16 protein-coding genes are annotated in these 17,125 nt (G+C 67.4%); 9 read left to right on the top strand and 7 right to left on the bottom strand.

The genetic code is table 11. The annotated features are described in order from the left end of the window. Positions 1 to 8: 8 nt before the first annotated feature. Entirely contained in the window at positions 9 to 1,355 is a 1,347-nt protein-coding gene (gene chrA, locus ABIC94_RS03570; RefSeq protein ID WP_354371353.1) for a chromate efflux transporter, read from the bottom strand. A gap of 22 nt (positions 1,356 to 1,377) precedes the next feature. Further along, on the bottom strand, positions 1,378 to 2,136 hold the full coding sequence (locus ABIC94_RS03565; protein ID WP_354371352.1) for a sulfite exporter TauE/SafE family protein: 759 nt from the start codon (positions 2,134 to 2,136) through the stop codon (positions 1,378 to 1,380). 423 nt (positions 2,137 to 2,559) lie between these two features. Between ABIC94_RS03565 and ABIC94_RS03560 the strand changes: the two genes are divergently transcribed. Then, positions 2,560 to 2,859 (top strand): hypothetical protein, encoded by a 300-nt coding sequence (locus tag ABIC94_RS03560; protein ID WP_354371351.1) that lies wholly within the window; start codon positions 2,560 to 2,562, stop codon positions 2,857 to 2,859. A gap of 74 nt (positions 2,860 to 2,933) precedes the next feature. Here ABIC94_RS03560 and ABIC94_RS03555 read toward each other — a convergent pair whose 3' ends face one another. From ABIC94_RS03555 to amaB, 4 genes are all read right to left on the bottom strand, one after another. After that, positions 2,934 to 4,607 (bottom strand): thiamine pyrophosphate-binding protein, encoded by a 1,674-nt coding sequence (locus ABIC94_RS03555; RefSeq protein ID WP_354371349.1) that lies wholly within the window; start codon positions 4,605 to 4,607, stop codon positions 2,934 to 2,936. Positions 4,608 to 4,626: 19 nt separating this feature from the next. Then, complete coding sequence (locus ABIC94_RS03550; protein ID WP_354371348.1) at positions 4,627 to 5,877, bottom strand: pyridoxal phosphate-dependent aminotransferase; 1,251 nt, start codon at positions 5,875 to 5,877, stop codon at positions 4,627 to 4,629. Beyond that, positions 5,874 to 6,776, bottom strand: coding sequence for an amino acid ABC transporter substrate-binding protein (locus tag ABIC94_RS03545; protein ID WP_354371347.1), 903 nt, complete (start codon positions 6,774 to 6,776; stop codon positions 5,874 to 5,876). The genes ABIC94_RS03550 and ABIC94_RS03545 overlap by 4 nt, the downstream gene beginning before the upstream one ends. A gap of 167 nt (positions 6,777 to 6,943) precedes the next feature. Continuing rightward, positions 6,944 to 8,482, bottom strand: a complete 1,539-nt coding sequence (gene amaB, locus ABIC94_RS03540; protein WP_354371346.1) for an L-piperidine-6-carboxylate dehydrogenase — start codon at positions 8,480 to 8,482, stop codon at positions 6,944 to 6,946. A 263-nt stretch (positions 8,483 to 8,745) separates the two neighbouring features. Here amaB and ABIC94_RS03535 point away from each other — a divergent pair, with 263 nt between their 5' ends. Further along, positions 8,746 to 9,246, top strand: a complete 501-nt coding sequence (locus tag ABIC94_RS03535) for a hypothetical protein (RefSeq protein WP_354371344.1) — start codon at positions 8,746 to 8,748, stop codon at positions 9,244 to 9,246. Positions 9,247 to 9,270: 24 nt separating this feature from the next. Here ABIC94_RS03535 and ABIC94_RS03530 read toward each other — a convergent pair whose 3' ends face one another. Continuing rightward, on the bottom strand, positions 9,271 to 10,128 hold the full coding sequence (locus ABIC94_RS03530; protein WP_354371342.1) for an IclR family transcriptional regulator: 858 nt from the start codon (positions 10,126 to 10,128) through the stop codon (positions 9,271 to 9,273). A 204-nt stretch (positions 10,129 to 10,332) separates the two neighbouring features. Here ABIC94_RS03530 and ABIC94_RS03525 point away from each other — a divergent pair, with 204 nt between their 5' ends. From ABIC94_RS03525 to ABIC94_RS03495, 7 genes are read left to right on the top strand one after another with little or no spacing between them, the layout of a single operon-like run. Beyond that, complete coding sequence (locus tag ABIC94_RS03525) at positions 10,333 to 11,406, top strand: ABC transporter ATP-binding protein (protein ID WP_354371341.1); 1,074 nt, start codon at positions 10,333 to 10,335, stop codon at positions 11,404 to 11,406. Beyond that, positions 11,403 to 12,263: an ABC transporter permease gene (locus tag ABIC94_RS03520; RefSeq protein ID WP_354371339.1), complete on the top strand. Its 861-nt coding sequence runs from the start codon at positions 11,403 to 11,405 to the stop codon at positions 12,261 to 12,263. Before ABIC94_RS03525 ends, ABIC94_RS03520 begins: the two co-directional genes overlap by 4 nt. A 4-nt stretch (positions 12,264 to 12,267) precedes the next feature. Further along, positions 12,268 to 13,062 (top strand): ABC transporter permease, encoded by a 795-nt coding sequence (locus ABIC94_RS03515; protein ID WP_354371338.1) that lies wholly within the window; start codon positions 12,268 to 12,270, stop codon positions 13,060 to 13,062. Next, complete coding sequence (locus ABIC94_RS03510) at positions 13,063 to 13,368, top strand: (2Fe-2S)-binding protein (protein ID WP_354371337.1); 306 nt, start codon at positions 13,063 to 13,065, stop codon at positions 13,366 to 13,368. It abuts the gene before it with no gap. Continuing rightward, the gene (locus ABIC94_RS03505) at positions 13,365 to 14,777 is read left to right on the top strand and encodes an NAD(P)/FAD-dependent oxidoreductase (RefSeq protein ID WP_354371336.1); all 1,413 of its coding nucleotides are present in this window, start codon (positions 13,365 to 13,367) and stop codon (positions 14,775 to 14,777) included. Before ABIC94_RS03510 ends, ABIC94_RS03505 begins: the two co-directional genes overlap by 4 nt. After that, positions 14,774 to 15,919, top strand: coding sequence for an NAD(P)/FAD-dependent oxidoreductase (locus ABIC94_RS03500; protein ID WP_354371334.1), 1,146 nt, complete (start codon positions 14,774 to 14,776; stop codon positions 15,917 to 15,919). Before ABIC94_RS03505 ends, ABIC94_RS03500 begins: the two co-directional genes overlap by 4 nt. A 12-nt stretch (positions 15,920 to 15,931) precedes the next feature. Continuing rightward, entirely contained in the window at positions 15,932 to 17,005 is a 1,074-nt protein-coding gene (locus ABIC94_RS03495; protein WP_354371332.1) for an ABC transporter substrate-binding protein, read from the top strand. Positions 17,006 to 17,125 lie beyond the last annotated feature (120 nt).

The raw sequence follows: 17,125 nt of genomic DNA, 5'->3' as shown, positions 1-17,125 counted from the left end.
CCAAGCCGTCAGCGCATGAGCAGTTGCCAGGCCATGCCTGCGAGTGCCGATGCGAGCACTACCGGAATCACGCCGGCCTTGAAGCGAAAGAGCGCGATGGCCGCGAGCGCGCCGATGACGGCGGAGGGAAACTCGAAGGGCCCTGACAAGCCCTTCGGCCAGAGCACGTGGTACGCGAAGAAGACCGCCAGGTTGACGATCACGCCGACCACGGCCGCGGTGATGGCGGTCAGCGGCGCGGTGAATTTCAGGTTGCCGTGGGTCGACTCGATGAAAGGGCCGCCCAGCAGGATGAACAGGAACGACGGCAGGAAGGTGAAGAAGGTCACCACCGTCGCGCCTGCAACGCCCGCCGCGAACAACGCATTTGGGCCGAACAGCGCCTGGCCCCAGGCGCCGACGAAGCCCACGAACGAAACCACCATGATCAAGGGGCCGGGCGTGGTTTCCCCCAGCGCCAGCCCGTCGATCATCTGGGTGGCGCTGAGCCAGTGGTAATGGTCGACCGCGCCCTGGAACACATAGGGCAGCACCGCGTAGGCGCCGCCGAAGGTCAGCAGTGCCGCCTTGGTGAAGAACCAGGCCATCTGCGTGAGCGCGCCGCTCCATCCGTACAACGCCGTGAGTGCGCCCAGGGCGCCGAGCCACAGCAGGAAAAACACCACCAGCACGCGCGCGAAGCGGCCCCAGCCAAAAAGCGCGTGCGGCGGCGTCGGCGTGTCGTCGCCGATCAACGCCGGGCCGTCCGATGCCGCGGCGCCGCCGTGCCCGCCGCCCGGTGCGAAGTACGCCGGCGCAAAACGGCTGCCGAAGTAACCGATGGCGCCGGCGGCCAGCACGATCAGCGGAAACGGTAGCCGCAACGCGAAGATCGCGACAAAGGCGGCAACGGCAATCGCCCAGAGCCATGCATTCTTGAGCACCCGCGAGCCGATGCGCCAGGCGGCGAACAGCACGATGGCCGTGACCGCGGGCTTCACGCCATAGAGCAAGCCCGCCACCGCCGGCACGTGGCCGTACGCCATGTACGCCCACGACAGCCCGATCAGGATGAAGAGCGAAGGCAGCACGAAGAGCACGCCCGCCGCAATGCCGCCCCAGGTGCGGTGCATGAGCCAGCCGATGTAGGTGGCGAGCTGCTGCGCTTCGGGGCCGGGCAGCAGCATGCAGTAGTTGAGCGCATGCAGAAAGCGTTTTTCCGAAATCCAGCGCCGGCGCTCCACCAGTTCCTGGTGCATGAGCGCAATCTGCCCCGCCGGGCCGCCGAAGCTGATGAAGCCGAGCTTGAGCCAGTAGCCGAAGGCCTGCCAGAAGCTGACGGGTGCGGGGGGACCAACGGGCTCTGGCGCTGCCATGAAATGGGACTTTCTCGTTTGGCTATTTCAGGAATGCGTCATAGGCCGTCTTCAGGATCAGCGCGCTCACCACGACGATGAACACCCCCCGCACGAAGCCGGCCCCGTGCTTCAACGCAACACGCGTACCCAGCAGGCTGCCGGCCACGTTGGCCACGGCCATCACCAGCCCATAGTGCCACCAGACATGCCCCTTGAGCGCGAGCAGCAGCAGGGCCGCGGCGTTGGTGAGCGTGTTGATGATCTTGGCCGAGGCCGAGGCGTTCAAGAAGTCGTAGCCCATCCAGCGTACGAACAGAAAGACCAGGAAGCTGCCCGCCCCGGGGCCGAAGAAGCCGTCGTAGAACCCGATCGAAAGCCCGATGGCGCAGGCCGCCAGCGTTTCGGCGCGCCCGCTGAAACGCGGAACGTGGTGGCGGCCAAGATCCTTGCGCGCGAGCGTGTAGAGCAGCACGCCCAGCAGCACGATGGGCAAGGCCCGGCGCAGGAAGTCGCCCGGAAACAGGGTGACGCCCCAGGCGCCGAGCATCGAACCCGCGAAACCGAGCACGGCGGCCGGCCAGAGTGCGCCCCAGCGCATCTGGACCCGCTGGCTGAACTGGGCAGCCGCGGCGGCCGTGCCCCAAATGGACGCACTTTTGTTGGTGCCCAGCAACGTGGCCGGCGGCGCGCCTGGAAAGACGGCAAAGAGAGCCGGCACGAGGATCAAACCGCCGCCGCCCACGATCGAATCGACAAAACCCGCGAGCAGAGAGGCGCCCGTGACCACCAGCATTTCCATGCCGTGATTGTCGCATCGGCATTGCTACCAAAACAGGAGCATCAGACAGAGACAGGATGAGGCAGAACTGCTGTCTTCAAGCGGGGAGAAATGTCTGGATCGCGTTTGTGGGGCACATAAAAAAGGCGCCGACCAGCGGCGCCTTTCAAGTTCAAACACGGCTTCTCGAACGGAAGCCTTGAAGAATTTTTCTTGTAGACCGAATTTTGTCTCCTCGGACCCTCGGCAGCACGAGCTTGGCCCGTTCGCGAGTGGGCAGACTTTAGGCGGTGCACCGGGTCAGTGCATTGGGAATTACCCGCTTTGCCTTACCTGCGAAGACCTGTTGACAAGCAAAAGTGTTTCGGAGCGTTAACAACACGACTCCGAGGTGGCACGACTTGTGCACGCAAGCGACTGAGCCATCCGTGGAGGGACCGTGCCATGTCCATGTCCGAAAGCGAACGCATTGCCCTTGCCGCGCGCCTGCACGTGGCGCTGCGGCGAAAGCACGGGCGCGTGACCGACACCGAATGGATGGCCACCAATGCCGAGTACGCCACCGAGATCGTGCGCATGACGCGTGCACATGCCGCGGAGACCAAGGACGAAGATCTCTACCTGCTCGCCACCCGCCTCGAGCAGGCCATGGAGCCGTTGGCGCGCGCCGCAAGGCTGGCGGCGCGTGCGCCCAACGGCAATCCGCCGAACCCGCTGGCGCGCTACGTGGGCCGCCTGCGCTGATTCTTTCCCCGCTCGGCGTTCAGAGTGGGGGATGCAAGGCACGCCGTCGGCGGGATCGCGCCACACCCCGCAACTTAACCCGCAGCGAGCGCCGCCTTGCGGATGGACTGCAGCGTGCTCGCGGGCGTGATGGCTTCCGGATCGAGCAGGCAATGCAGGATTGCGGGCTTGCCGCTCGCGCGGGCGCGGGCCAGCGCAGGACCGAACTCTTCCGTGCGGGTCACGCGCTCGCCGTGGCCGCCGAACACTTCGGCATAGCCGCGGAAGTCGGGGTTCTTGAGCTGCGTAGCGCTCACGCGGCCGGGATAGTGCTTTTCCTGGTGCATGCGGATGGTGCCGTACATGGCGTTGTCGAGCAGCACCACGATGATCGGAAGCCCGTACTGCACGGCAGTGGCGAACTCCTGCCCATGCATCATGAAGTCGCCGTCGCCCGCAAACACCACCACCTCGCGCTGCGGCCACAGCCGCTTGGCGCCCACGCCGGCCGGAAGGCCATAGCCCATCGATCCGCTGGTCGGCGCCAGCTGGCTTGCGAACGCGCGGAACGGCCAGAAGCGGTGCACCCATGTGGCGAAATTGCCCGCGCCGTTGCAGAAGATGGTGTCGGCCGGCAGCACTTCGCGCAGGTGCTGCATGACCTCGCCCATCTGGAGCGGGCCCGGAATGCGGATCGGCGCCGGATCGCTCCAGCGCAGGAAGTCCTCGCGCGCGGTTTTCGTCTCGGCCTGCCAGGCCGGCGGTGAAGCCGGGCGCAATGCAGCTACCGCCTCGGCAAACGCCTGCGGCGTGGCGTGAATGCCCTGCGCCGGGCGGTAGAGCTTGCCGAGTTCGTCGGCATCGGCATGCACATGCACCAGCGCCTGCCTGGGCTGTGGAATGGCGAGCAGCTCATAGCCCTGCGACGGCACCTCGGACATGCGACCGCCGACCAGCAGCACCAGGTCGGCATTGCGGATGCGTTCGAGCATGCGCGGATTCGCGCCCAGCCCCAGGTCGCCCGCATAGCAGGGATGCTCGGCCGACAGCAGCATCTGGCGGCGAAACGAGCAGTACACCGGCAGCGAGAACGCCTCGGCGAAACCCGCGAACTGCCGGGTTGCGGCTTCTGACCAGCGGCTGCCGCCGAGGATGACCACGGGCCGCTGCGCTTGCGACAGGCGCTGCTGCAATTCAGCCATCTGCGCCGCGCCCGGATAGGTTTCGGTCACGGCATAGGGCTGCGCATCGGCCACTGAAGCGGCTTCGGTCAGCATGTCTTCCGGCAGCGCAATCACCACCGGCCCGGGCCGGCCCGAGGTGGCGACGTGGAAGGCACGCGAGACCAGCTCGGGCACGCGCGCCGGATCGTCGATCTGCACCACCCACTTGGCCATGGTGCCGAACACCGCGCCGTAGTCCAGCTCCTGGAAGGCTTCGCGGCCGAGGGCCTCACGCGCGACCTGGCCCACGAAGAGCAGCAGCGGCGTCGAATCCTGGTGCGCAATGTGCACGCCGGCCGCCGCGTTGGTGGCGCCCGGCCCGCGCGTGACGAAGCACACGCCGGGTTGGCCCGTGAGCTTGCCCTGCGCCTCGGCCATCATCGCGGCGCCGCCTTCCTGGCGGCACACCGTCACGTCGATGGATGCATCGTGCAGCGCGTCGAGCACGGCCAGAAAGCTTTCGCCCGGCACGCAGAAGAGCTGCTTGACGCCGTGGGTGATGAGCTGGTCGACCAGGATCTGGCCGCCGGTGCGGGGAGAAGTCATGCTGTGTCCAATCAGAAATTCATTCGAGAGCTTCGCATGCCGCGGCAATCCGTGCACACGCCTCTTCGAGCTGCGCCATCGACGTCGCATACGAAATGCGGAAATACGGCGCCAGCCCGAACACGCTGCCCGGCACCACCGCCACTTCGTAATCCTGCAGCAGGTAGCTGCAGAAGTCGCTGTCGGTCTGCAGCAGGGCGCCGCTCGCCGTGCGCCGTCCGAGCACGCCGGCACAGCTCGCAAAGGTATAGAAGGCGCCTTCGGGCACGCGGCAATGCAGGCCCGGCGCGCGGTTCAATGCGGCCACCACGAAATCGCGGCGTGACTGGAAGTCGTCGCACCGTTCGGCCACGATGTCTTGCGGCCCCGTGAGCGCCTCGATCGCGGCCGCCTGGCTCACCGACGACGGGCACGAGGTCGACTGGCTCTGCACTACCGCCATGGCCGCGATCAGCGCGCGCGGCCCGGCCCCGTAGCCTACGCGCCAGCCCGTCATTGCATAAGCCTTCGACACGCCGTTCACGGTGAGCGTGCGTTCGCGCAGCCGCGGCTCCACGGCCGCCGGCGTGGCAAACGCCAGGCCGTCATAGAGGATGTGCTCGTAGATGTCGTCCGCCAGCACCCACACCGCGGGATGCCGCAGCAGCAGCTCGCACAACGGCGCGAGCTGCGCCGCGCTGTAGGCCGCGCCACTCGGGTTCGATGGCGAGTTCAAGAAGAGCCAGCGCGTGCGCGGCGTGATGGCCGCCTCGAGCTGCGCGGTATCCAGCCGAAAGCCCTGCGCCTCGCTGCACGGCACGCTCACTGGCACGCCGCCGCAGATCTGCACGATGTCGGCGTAAGAGGTCCAGTAGGGCGCCGGCAGAATCACCTCGTCGCCCGGATTCAGGCTGGCCATCAACGCATTGAAGATGACCTGCTTGGCACCCGCGCCCACGCTGATTTCATTCAACGCAAAGTCCAGCCCGTTGTCGCGCTTGAACTTGAACTGCACCGCGGCCTTCATGGCCGGGCTGCCGTCGAGCACGGTGTAGCGCGTGTCGCCGCGCTCCATGGCACGGGCCGCGGCGGCGCGAATGTGTTCGGGCGTGTCGAAGTCCGGCTCGCCCGCGCCCAGCACGATCACCGGCCGGCCGGCGCGCTTCAACGCGTTGGCATGGTCGGTGATGCGCAGGATTTCCGACACCCCGATGGCGCGCACGCGCTGCGCGGGCTCGAACGCGGAAGCAGTCGAACAAGAAGGCGCGGAATCGAGAACGGTGGATGTCACTTCGCGTAGGCCTCCAGCGGCTTGTCGTTGGGTTCGGCGAAGAGCTGCTTGAGCGCCGCGCTCATCGGCAGGTTCAGGCTGGTGTTCTTCGGCGGAATCGGCGCGACGAACCACTTGGTATAGATCTTCTCGAGCTCTCCGCTCTTCATGAGGCGGCGCAGCGCGTCGTCCACCGCGGCCTTGAAGGCCGGGTCGTCCTTGCGGAACAGCAGCGCGATCGGCTCGGAGCCCAGCGCATCGCCGACGATGCGGTAGGCCGCGGGGTTCTTCGAGTTGGCGATGATCCCCGCGAGCAGGTTGTCGTCGAGCACGAAGGCATCGGCGCGGCCCGACTCCATCAGCAGGAAGCTCTCGAGGTGGTCTTTGCCGAGCATCGTGTTGATGGTGGTGTTCTGCGCCCGTTCGCGCTTGCGCAGCAACTGCACGGCAGTGGTGCCGGTGGAGGCCGACACGGTGCGGCCCGCCAGCTGGTCGAGCGAGGTGATGCCCGAATCGACCTTGGTCGCCATGCGCACTTCGCTCACATAGGTGGTGAGCGCAAAGGCGACCTGCTGCTGGCGCGCGGTGTTGTTGGTGGTGGGGCCGCAGCCGATGTCGAGCGTGCCGTTCTGCACCAGCGGAATGGTGTTCTGCGCGGTGACGGCCATGTATTCGAGCTTGGCGGAGGGCGCGATGTCCTTCAGCACGCGCTCGCAGAGCTCGACGTGGTAGCCCACGTATTTCTCGTTCGCGCCCAGCATGTAGGCCATGGGCGGCGAGGCCTCGCGAACGCCGAGCACGGCCTTGCCGCTGCTCTTGATCTTGTCGAGCGTGCCGCCGGCCGGAGCCTGCTGCGCGGCCGCGCCGAATGCGAGCGCGAGCAGCGCTGCGGCGGTGAGGGTCTTGAATCGCATCTTCATGTTCTCTGTCTCCTGGTGGTTTTTCTGTGAAAGGGCGCGGCACGTCCTGCCAGCACGGCATGCTTTTTCGTGGGACATCGCGGAACCGGCTTCGCCGGGCCGCAGATGTCGCCCCCGGTAGGGGGTTGGAGAAGCGACACGAAGTGCGCGGAGCCTGGGGGCGAGCCTCAATCTCCGATGTCGAAGGTGACGCCCTGCGCGAGAGGCAACGCCGTCGAGTAGTTGATAGTGTTGGTGGCGCGGCGCATATACGCCTTCCAGCTGTCGGAGCCGGCTTCGCGGCCGCCGCCGGTTTCTTTTTCGCCACCGAAGGCGCCGCCGATTTCGGCACCGCTCGGGCCGATGTTGACGTTGGCAATGCCGCAGTCGGACCCCGCGCTCGACAGGAAGCGCTCGGCCTCGCGCACGTTGAGCGTGAAGATCGACGACGACAGCCCCGCGCCCACCGCGTTATGCCATTCGATGGCGTCGTCGAGCGTGCTGTAGCGCACCACATAAAGAATGGGCGCGAAGGTTTCGCGCAGCACCGGGCCGTCGTGCGACTTCAGCTCCACCAGCGCCGGACGCACGTAATAAGCGTCCTGCGTGCCGATGCCTTCAACGCGCTGGCCGCCATGCACCGTGGCGCCGATTTCGCGGCTTTCGCCGAGCGCCTTCTGCATGCCGTCGAACGCGGCGCGGTCGATCAGCGGCCCGACCAGCGTGCCGGCCTTGCGCGGGTCGCCGACCTGCACGTTGCCGTACACCTTCGCAAGCTTGGGCACGAGCGCGTCGTACACGCTGTCGTGCACGAAGAGCCGCCGCAACGTGGTGCAGCGCTGGCCGGCCGTTCCCATCGCCGAGAACGCGATGCCGCGCAGCGTGAGGTCGAGGTCGGCCGAAGGCGTGACGATGGCGGCGTTGTTGCCGCCGAGTTCGAGAATGGCACGGGCGAAACGAGCGGCCAGCTTCGGCCCCACCTGCCGGCCCATCGCGGTGGAGCCGGTGGCCGAGAGAATCGGCACGCGGCGGTCGTCGACCAGCACTTCGCCGATGTCGCGCTGTCCCACCAGCAGGCCGAGCAGGCCTTCGGGCGCATCGCCGAAGCGCGCGATGGCGCGCTGCGCAATGGCATGCACGGCCAGCGCGGTGAGCGGTGTTTTTTCCGACGGCTTCCACACCACCGAATCGCCGCACACCAGTGCCAGCGCCGCATTCCACGACCACACGGCCACCGGAAAGTTGAAAGCCGAGATGACGCCGCACACACCCAGCGGATGCCAGGTTTCCATCATGCGGTGCTCGGCGCGCTCGGTGGCCAGCGTCAGGCCGTAGAGCTGGCGCGAGAGGCCGACCGCGAAGTCGCAGATGTCGATCATTTCCTGCACTTCGCCGGCACCTTCGCTCGGGATCTTGCCGGCTTCGAGCGTGACGAGGCGGCCGAGGTCGGCCTTGGCGGCGCGCAGTTCTTCACCCAGCAGGCGCACCAGTTCGCCGCGGCGCGGCGCGGGCACGTTGCGCCAGGCCTTGAAGGCTTCATGCGCCCGGCCGATGGCCGCTGTCGCTTCGGCGGCGCTGGTCTGCGGCACCTGCGCGATGACCTCGCCCGTGACCGGCGAACGCACCGTCAGCTCGCCGCCGGTGCAGGCGCTGCGGGGCACGCCCAGTCGCTGCAGCAGCTGTTCGACTTCGGTGGGGAGGGAGAGAGGGGCTTGGGCTTCGGGCATGGGCGCGCTCCGGGAAGGAGGAGAGAAGGAAAACAGGGGGGGGCGGGAAACCCGGCCAATATCTGCGAATCCTGCGCGGTTGCCTAGTGAAAAATTGGAAGGACCTGATGCGTTTGCGGAATGAACCGGGCCTCCGCCCCGTACGCGACGGGCTGCGCGCCTACGCGCAAGGCGCCGCCCGGCGCTGAAGATCCGCACCCCGGTGTGCCCCGTGCGCGGCCCCCGGGAGCCCGAACCACCGCACGCTCAATCGCCATACCGCCATGAAAGTGATCCACACCCTCTACGCCGCGATCCACGCGTTGATGGCGCTTGCCTTCGCCATCGCCTCACTCGTCCTGATCGTGATCGCAGCGCGCGCCGGTTGGGGCGCGGTGATGCAGGGCCTCGATCTTCCAGCGGCGGAGGCCATCATCGAAGCAGTGGGTCTGCTCGCCGCCGGGGTGGTGGCACTTCAGATCTCGCAGACCGTGCTGGAAGAGGAAGTGGTGCGCGACGCGCACATCGGCGCGCCGACGCGGGTGCGCAGGTTCCTCTCGCGGTTCATGGTGGTGATCGTGGTCGCCGTCGCGGTCGAAGGGCTGGTCGCGACGTTCAAGGCGCGCGAGGCGCCCGAACTGATGCTGCACGCCGCCGCCATGCTCGGTGCCGTGGGGCTGCTGATGGCGGGCTGGGGCCTCTTCATCCGCCTCAACCGCTATGCCGAGGAGTTGGAGCCCGAGGCAATGGCGGAAGCCAAGAGCGAAGACAGGAAGCTGAAATGAATCCGGCCGCCGCCGCCGCCGCGCCTATGCCGGGCCCGGCGCATCGGGCAACGGGATCTTCTGCCCTGCCGGCGACCCCGCCAGGCTCTGCGCAGGCCTTCTGAGCGTTGCATCGAAGGGATTGATCTTCGGCCCGATGGCCGCTGCCTCGCGCTTGAGCAGCTCGACCACGGTGGGCATGCGGTCGGCATTGAGCCGGTCGGCAATCGTGCCCACGCTCAGCGCGGCCACCGCGCGGCCTTCGCGGTCGAGAATGGGCACCGCCACGCCGGCCATGCCTTCGAGCAGGCCCGTGTTGCGCCCCGCATAGCCGGCCTGGCGCACGCGCTCGATCTCGGTGCGCAGATAAACCTCGTCGTACACGCCGTACTCGCGCACGCGCGAGAGGTTGAAACGGATCACTTCCTCGCGTTCGGCCTCCGGCAGAAAGGCCAGGATCGCGAGCGCGCCCTGCCCCACGCCCAGCGCAATGCGCCCGCCGATGTCGCCCGTGAACGAGCGGATCGGAAACGGCCCTTCGCTGCGGTCGAGGCAGATTGCGTCGAAGCCGCTGCGCGCCAGCAAGAAGATGCTGTCGCCCAGGCTCGCGCACAGGCGCAGCAGAACGGGGCGGCAAATGGAGCGCAGGTCGCCGGGGTTGCCTGCACTGGCGGCCAGCGCGAAGAAATCGATGCTCAGCCGGTAGAGCTTGCTGCGCTCGTCTTGCTCGACCATGCCCTCGGCCATGAGCGACTGCAGCAGGCGGTGCGTGGTGGCCTGCGTAAGGCCCACCGAACGTGCGATTTGCGTCACGCGGCCGCCCTCGGCCTGCACCGCGCCGAGCGCGCGGATCACCGAAAAGACACGCGGCACGCCGCCGCTGGCCGCCGAGGGGGTTTCCATACCTTGCTCCTGTGGAATTCTTGAGATCGCTTCCTCTCATGATATTCCGTTGAACGGAATAAATCAGAGAAATATTCTGATTAATGGAATACCCGAGGCGATCTGGCGCAATCGTTGCAATAGAGTGAATTGAAAGTTCTCTCTTGTCCGTCGCGTGCACCAAGGTGCTGCACGCCATTCACGACCGCGCAGAAAGGCCCTTCCATGTCATTCCTACGGCTCACCGACGTGACCAAGTTCTACGGTGCCACGCGCGCCGTGTCGGCGATGAACCTCACGGTTGAGAAGGGCGAGTTCGTCTCGCTGCTCGGCCCTTCGGGCTGCGGCAAGACCACGACGCTGCAGATGATCGCGGGCTTCGAAGCCGTGTCGAGCGGGCGCATCGAGCTCGCGGGCAAGGACATCACGCATGCCAAGGCGAACACGCGCGGCCTGGGCATCGTGTTCCAGACCTACGCTCTCTTCCCGCACATGACGGTGGCCGACAACGTGAGCTTCGGCCTCGAGATGCGCAAGATGCCGAAAGCCGAACGCGCTGAAAGAGTAAAGCAGGCGCTCGCGCTCGTTCATCTCGAAGCGCACGCCACGCGCTACCCGCGCGAGCTCTCGGGCGGCCAGCGCCAGCGCGTGGCACTGGCCCGCGCGCTGGTGATCGAGCCGCCGGTGCTGCTGCTGGACGAACCGCTCTCCAACCTCGACGCCAAGCTGCGCGAGGAAATGCAGTTCGAGCTGCGCCAGATCCAGCGCAAGGTCGGCACCACCACGGTCATGGTCACGCACGACCAGAGCGAGGCCATGTCGATCAGCGACCGCGTGGTGGTGATGGAAAGCGGCTGCGCCACGCAGATCGACCATCCGCACCGCGTGTACGAGCACCCGAGCACGCGCTTCATTTCCACGTTCGTGGGCAAGGCCAACCTGCTGGACGCCCGCGTCGTCGCCTGCGGCGCGCGCAGCTGCCATGTCGAGGTCGGTTCGCTCACGGTCGAGGTCGACGACACCGGCTACAAGCCGGGCGACCCGGTGCTGATGAGTGTGCGCCCCGAAAAGCTGCAGCTGGTGGAGGCTGGCCGCGGGCGTCTCGACGGCACGGTACGGGAACGCTTCTTCCTGGGCAGCCAATGGCTCTACCGCCTGAGCACGCCCGCCGGAGACCTGACGGTGCTGAGCCCCAACGACGGCCGCGAGGCGCTCGACGAAGGCAATGCCACCGGCATCGACTGGCCCGCGCATTGCACGCGCCTGTTGCCGGCCGAGGCGGCGGTGGCGGCCGCATGAGCGGAATGAAGAACAAGGCCACGCCATGGTGGCTGTCGGGACCTGCGCTGCTGCTGTTCGCTGCCTTGCTGGTGGTGCCGCTCGCGCTCACCGCCGTGCTGTCGTTCAACGTCTACGACCCGGCCACCGGGCCGAAGGCCGGCGAGTTCACGCTCGAGCATTACACGCATGTGTTCACCGACTCGTACTACCACGGCATCTTCTGGCGCACCTTCTGGATCTCGGGCGTCGTCACGCTGATCTGCGTGCTCATCGGCGCACCCGAGGCCTATGTGCTGAGCCGCATGCGCAACCCCTGGCGCTCGGTGCTGCTGCTGGTGGTGCTGGCGCCGCTCTTGGTGTCGGTGGTGGTGCGCGCTTTTGGCTGGAGCATGCTGCTCGGGCCCGAAGGCGCGGTGAACGGGCTGCTCCGGCTGGTGGGCATCGGGCCGGTGAAGATGCTCTACACCGAGATCGCGGTGATCGTGGCGCTGGTCCACGTGATGCTGCCCTTCATGGTGATTCCGGTCTGGACCTCGCTGCAGAAGCTCGACCCCGGCGTGGAGAACGCAGCGCTTTCGCTCAAGGCCTCGCCCTTCACCACGCTGCGGCGCATCGTGCTGCCGCAGGTGATGCCGGGCATTCTCTCGGGCAGCCTGATCGTGTTCGGCCTGGCCGCGAGCTCGTTCGCGATTCCGGGGCTGCTCGGCGGAAGGCGACTGAAGATGGTCGCGACGGTGGTCTACGACGAGTACCTGCACGAACTCAACTGGCCGCTCGGCGCCGCCGTCGCGTTGGTTCTGTTGGTGGCCAACCTCATCGTGATGCTGAGCTACAACCGCCTCGTCGAAGGCCGCTACAAGAAAGCGCTGGGGTAGTCAGATGACCAAGAACGGCCCCCTCGCCCTCGCGTTCAACGCGCTCGTCATCACCTTCATGCTGGCGCCGCTCGTGGTGGTGTGCATCGTCGCGTTCACGCCCGAGAACACGCTGACGATTCCCACCACGCACTTCTCGCTGCGCTGGTTCAAGGCGGTGTTCGCGCACCCCGACTTCATGCAGTCGTTCTGGAACAGCCTGTGGCTCGCGCTGGCCTCGGCCACCATTGCCACGCTGCTCGCGGTGCCGGCTGGCATGGCGATCACGCGCTACGAGTTTCCGGGGCGCGACTTCCTCAATGGCCTGTTTCTCTCGCCGCTGATCATTCCGCACCTGGTGCTGGGCGTGGCGCTGCTGCGCCTCTTCGCGCTGGTGGGCGGCACGGGCAGCTTCGGCTGGCTGGTGATGGCGCACGCGCTGATCGTCACGCCCTACACGCTGCGCCTCGTGGTGGCTGCGCTGGTGGGCTTCGACCGCAGCGCCGAACAGGCCGCGCTCTCGCTGGGCGCAAGCCAGGCCACGATGTTCCGGCGCATCACGCTGCCGATGATCCTGCCGGGCGTCACGGGCGGCTGGTTGCTGGCTTTCATCAACAGCTTCGACGAAGTGACGATGTCGATCTTTGTCACCTCGCCCAGCACGGTGACGCTGCCGGTGCGCATGTACATGTATGCCACCGAGTCGATCGATCCGCTGATGGCGGCCGTGTCGGCGCTGATGGTGGCGGTAACGGCCATCGCCATGGTGGTGCTCGATCGCGTCTATGGGCTGGACCGCGTGCTGGTGGGGCGCCGATAGATGAGCTTGCCAAAGCTTCAACCGCTGCTGCATCGCGTGGCCGAAACCGGCCGCGCCGCGGTGCCCTTCACGCTCGACGGCGAGCCCGCCTCCGCGCTCGCGGGCGACACGGTGCTGACCGCGGTGCTCACGCAAGCCACCCAGTTGCGGCGCAACGAATTCAGCGGCGCACCGCGTGCGGGCTTCTGCATGATGGGCGCCTGCCAGGATTGCTGGATCGCCACCGAGCAAGGCGAGCGGCTGCGCGCCTGCTCGACCTTCATTGCGCCGGGCATGGCACTGGTCACGGGAAGGAGCACCGCATGACGGCCTCTTCCGCGTTGCAGCCGGTGATCGTTGGTGCGGGGCCGGCCGGCGTGCGTGCCGCAGAGGCGCTGGTGGCGCACGGCCTGCGGCCCGTGGTGATCGACGAAGCTTCGCGCGCCGGTGGCCAGATCTATCGGCGCCCGCCCGCAAGCCTGGTCCAACGCACCGCGCAAGCACTCTACGGATTCGAGGCCCGCCGCGCCAACGCCGTGCACGCCGCCTTCGACGCATTGCGCGAACGCATCGACTACCGCCCCGACAGCCTGGTGTGGAACGCGCAGGGCGGCCGGCTCGACGTGCTGCACGGCCCCACGCGCAGCACGGCCAGCGTGCCTTACGGCCAACTGATCGTCGCCACCGGCGCCACCGACCGCGTGCTGCCGGTGCCGGGCTGGACATTGCCCGGCGTCTACACGCTGGGCGGCGCGCAGGTGGCACTCAAGTTCCAGGGCTGCACCATCGGCGAGCGCGTGGTGTTCATGGGCACCGGCCCGTTGCTCTATCTGGTGGCCTATCAATATGCAAAGGCAGGCGCAAAGGTGGCCGCGGTGCTCGACACGGCACGGCTCGCCGACCAGGTGGCGGCAACGCCCGCGATGCTGCGGCAACCGACGGTGTTCGCCAAGGGCGTGTATTACGTGGCCTGGCTGCGCGCGCATGGCGTGCCGCTGCACAGCGGCGTTCGCCCGTTGCGCGTGCGCGGCGATGCACAAGAAAGCCGCGTCACCGGCGTGGCGTGGCACGACGGGCGCGAAGAGCGCACGCTGTCCTGCGATGCCGTCGGCTTCGGCTATGCGCTGCGCTCCGAAACCCAACTGGCCGACCTGCTCGGCTGCCGCTTCGAATTTGCGCCGCTGCACCGCGCCCATCTCCCGGTGCGCGACGCGGCCGGCCGCTCCAGCGTGCGGGGCGTGTACCTCGCGGGCGATGGCGCCGGCATCATGGGCGCCGATGCCGCCGAATGGGCCGGCGAACGCGCCGCGCTCGCGCTGCTGGCCGACCATGGCGTAGCCGTCGACACCGCGCGCACCGAAGTGCTCGAACGCAAGTTCCACAAGCTCTCGGGATTCCGCGAGGGGCTGGAGCGCGCCTTCCCCGTGCCGGACGACTGGGCCGCGCATGCGCCCGACGAGCTGGTGGTCTGCCGCTGCGAGAACATCACGGCGGGCACGCTGCGCCAGACCGTCATCGAGAACGGCGCCGACGAAATGAACCGCCTGAAAGCGCTCTCGCGCGTGGGCATGGGCCGTTGCCAGGGCCGCATGTGCGGCGTAGCCGCAGCCGAGATCCTGGCGCACGCCACCGGGCAGCCGCTGCAGCAGGTGGGCCGGTTGCGCGGGCAGGCACCGATCAAGCCGATTCCGATTCACCTGGCCGCCGCGCCATCCGCCGAAGGAGCCGGCGAATGACCGGGCGCAAGACATTGCGCACCGATGTTGCCATCGTCGGCGGCGGCATCGTCGGCGCCTCCGCCGCACTCGCATTGCGGCAGATGGGCATCGGCGTCGCGCTGCTGGAGCGAGACCTCTGCGGCTCGCGCTCCAGCGGCGTGAACTACGGCGGCGTGCGCCGCCAGGGCCGGCCGGTGAGCCAACTGCCGCTGGCGCAACGCGCGCACCGCATCTGGGGCCGCCTGCGCGAAACGATCGGCACCGACGGCGAGTACCTGCGCTCGGGCCACTTCAAGATCGCGCGCAGCGAAGCCGACATGGCGTCGCTCGAGCAGTACCGCGCGCAAAGCCTCGACTTCGATCTGGGGCTCGAACTGATTTCCGATACCCGCCTGCGTGAGCGCTGCCCCTGGCTCGGCACGCGCGCCGTCGGCGGCTCGCTGTGCGCGGAAGATGGGCAGGCGAACCCGCGGCTGGTGTCGCCGGCCTTCGCGCTCGCGGCACAGCGCGCAGGCGCGCAAATCTTCGAGCGCCACAAGGTCGACGAAGTGGCGCACGACGGCACGAAATTCATACTTCGATCGGGCAATGCGCTCGAAGTGCTTGCGCCGGCGCTGCTCAATTGCGCGGGCGCATGGGCCGGTCCCGTGGCCACGTATTTCGGCGAAGCCGTGCCGCTGCAATCGGGCCATCCCGCGATGGCAGTGACCGAGCCGCTGCCCTTCTTCATGAACTGGAGCCTCGGCGTCGAAGGCGGCGGCATCTACTGCCGCCAGGTGGCGCGAGGCAACCTCGTGCTGGGCGGCGGCGGCGCGGGCGTGGCGCTCGATGCCGATCGCGCGCGCTCCGACCGCGACGCGATCGCCTCGCTCTCTGAGCAAGCCATCGAGCTGCTGCCCGCGCTACGCCATGCGCACTTCATCCGCACCTGGAGCGGCACCGAGGGCTACCTGCCCGACCGCCAGCCGGTGCTCGGCCCGAGCCGCACCACGCCGGGCCTGTTCCACGGCTTCGGCTTTGCGGGCGCGGGCTTCCAGATTGGCCCAGCCGCCGGCGAGGTACTGGCCGAACTCGTGCGCGATGGCCGCAGCAGCACGCCGATCGAGGCCTTCTCGATCGAACGCTTCTTTCCCGAAGAAACCACCACCAGCCCACCCTGAAAGGAAAACACCATGTCCCGTTTCCAGAAGATTTTTTTCTTCTCTCTTCGCCGGACCGTGCTCGGTGCGGCGGCGGTTGCCGCGCTCGCGGCCAGCGGCGCGGCCGGCGCGCAGACCAAGACGCTCTACATCGGCATGAACGGCGGCACCATGGAGAAGGCGTACACGCAGTACGTGTTCCCCGCCTTCGAGAAGCTGCATGGCGCCAAGGTGGTGGTGGTGCCGGGCACCTCGTCCGACATCCTCGCGAAGGCACAGGCCAACAAGGACCGCCCGCAGATGCACGTGATGTTCCTGGACGACGGCATCATGGTGCGCGCCATCGGCATGGGCCTGTGCCAGAAGCAGCGGCCCAACCCCTCGCTGGCCGAGATCTACCCGGCCGCGCGCTTCAAGGACGACATGGCCAGCGGCGTGAGCCTGGGCATGACGGGCCTGGCCTACAACGCGAAGATGTTCAAGGAAAAGGGCTGGGCGGCGCCCACCTCGTGGATGGACCTGGCCGACCCCAAGTACAAGGGCAAGGTGGTGTTCCAGTCGATGTCGTCATCGTCGTTCGGGCTGCACGGCTTTTTGATGTTCAACCGCATCCAGGGCGGCAACGACAAGAACGTGGAACCGGGCTTCAAGGCCTGGCCAACCACCGTCGGCCCGAATGTGCTCGAGTACATCCCGAGCTCGGCCAAGTTGTCTGAAATGGTGCAGACCGGCGAGGCCGCGATCTTCCCGCTGACGCCCACGGCCGTGGCAGCGCTCAAGACCAAGGGCATTCCGGTGGAATACGCGCCGCCGAAGGAAGGCGCCGTGGTGCTGATGGTGGGCCAGTGCGTGATTGCGAACAACAGCGAGCCGGAACTGTCGCAAAAGCTCGCCGAGTTCTTGCTGAGCCCGCTGGCTCAGGCCAATGTGTTGCAGTATGGCGCGCAGATCCCCACCAACCCGAAGGCACCTGCCGTGGGTGACGGTGTGCAGCAGGTAGCCGATATCAACAAGTGGATGAAGACTGCGGTCACCATCGACTGGGACAGCATCAATGCGAACCGTCCTGCTTGGAATGCGCGTTGGAACAAGACTATCGAGAAGTGATTAGTACGTGAGTGTTAGGGCCGTGGCGTTCGGGACGCGCACCCGCCGACGGGGTACCTTGCTCCGCGAATGTCCCCCGGCCTGCGGCCTCCTCCTTTATTTCGCTGCGCAAGGCACCCC

Source organism: Variovorax paradoxus, from assembly GCF_040544635.1.
Lineage (GTDB): Bacteria > Pseudomonadota > Gammaproteobacteria > Burkholderiales > Burkholderiaceae_C > Variovorax > Variovorax paradoxus_R.
This window is presented reverse-complemented; position numbering and strand designations above follow the sequence as displayed.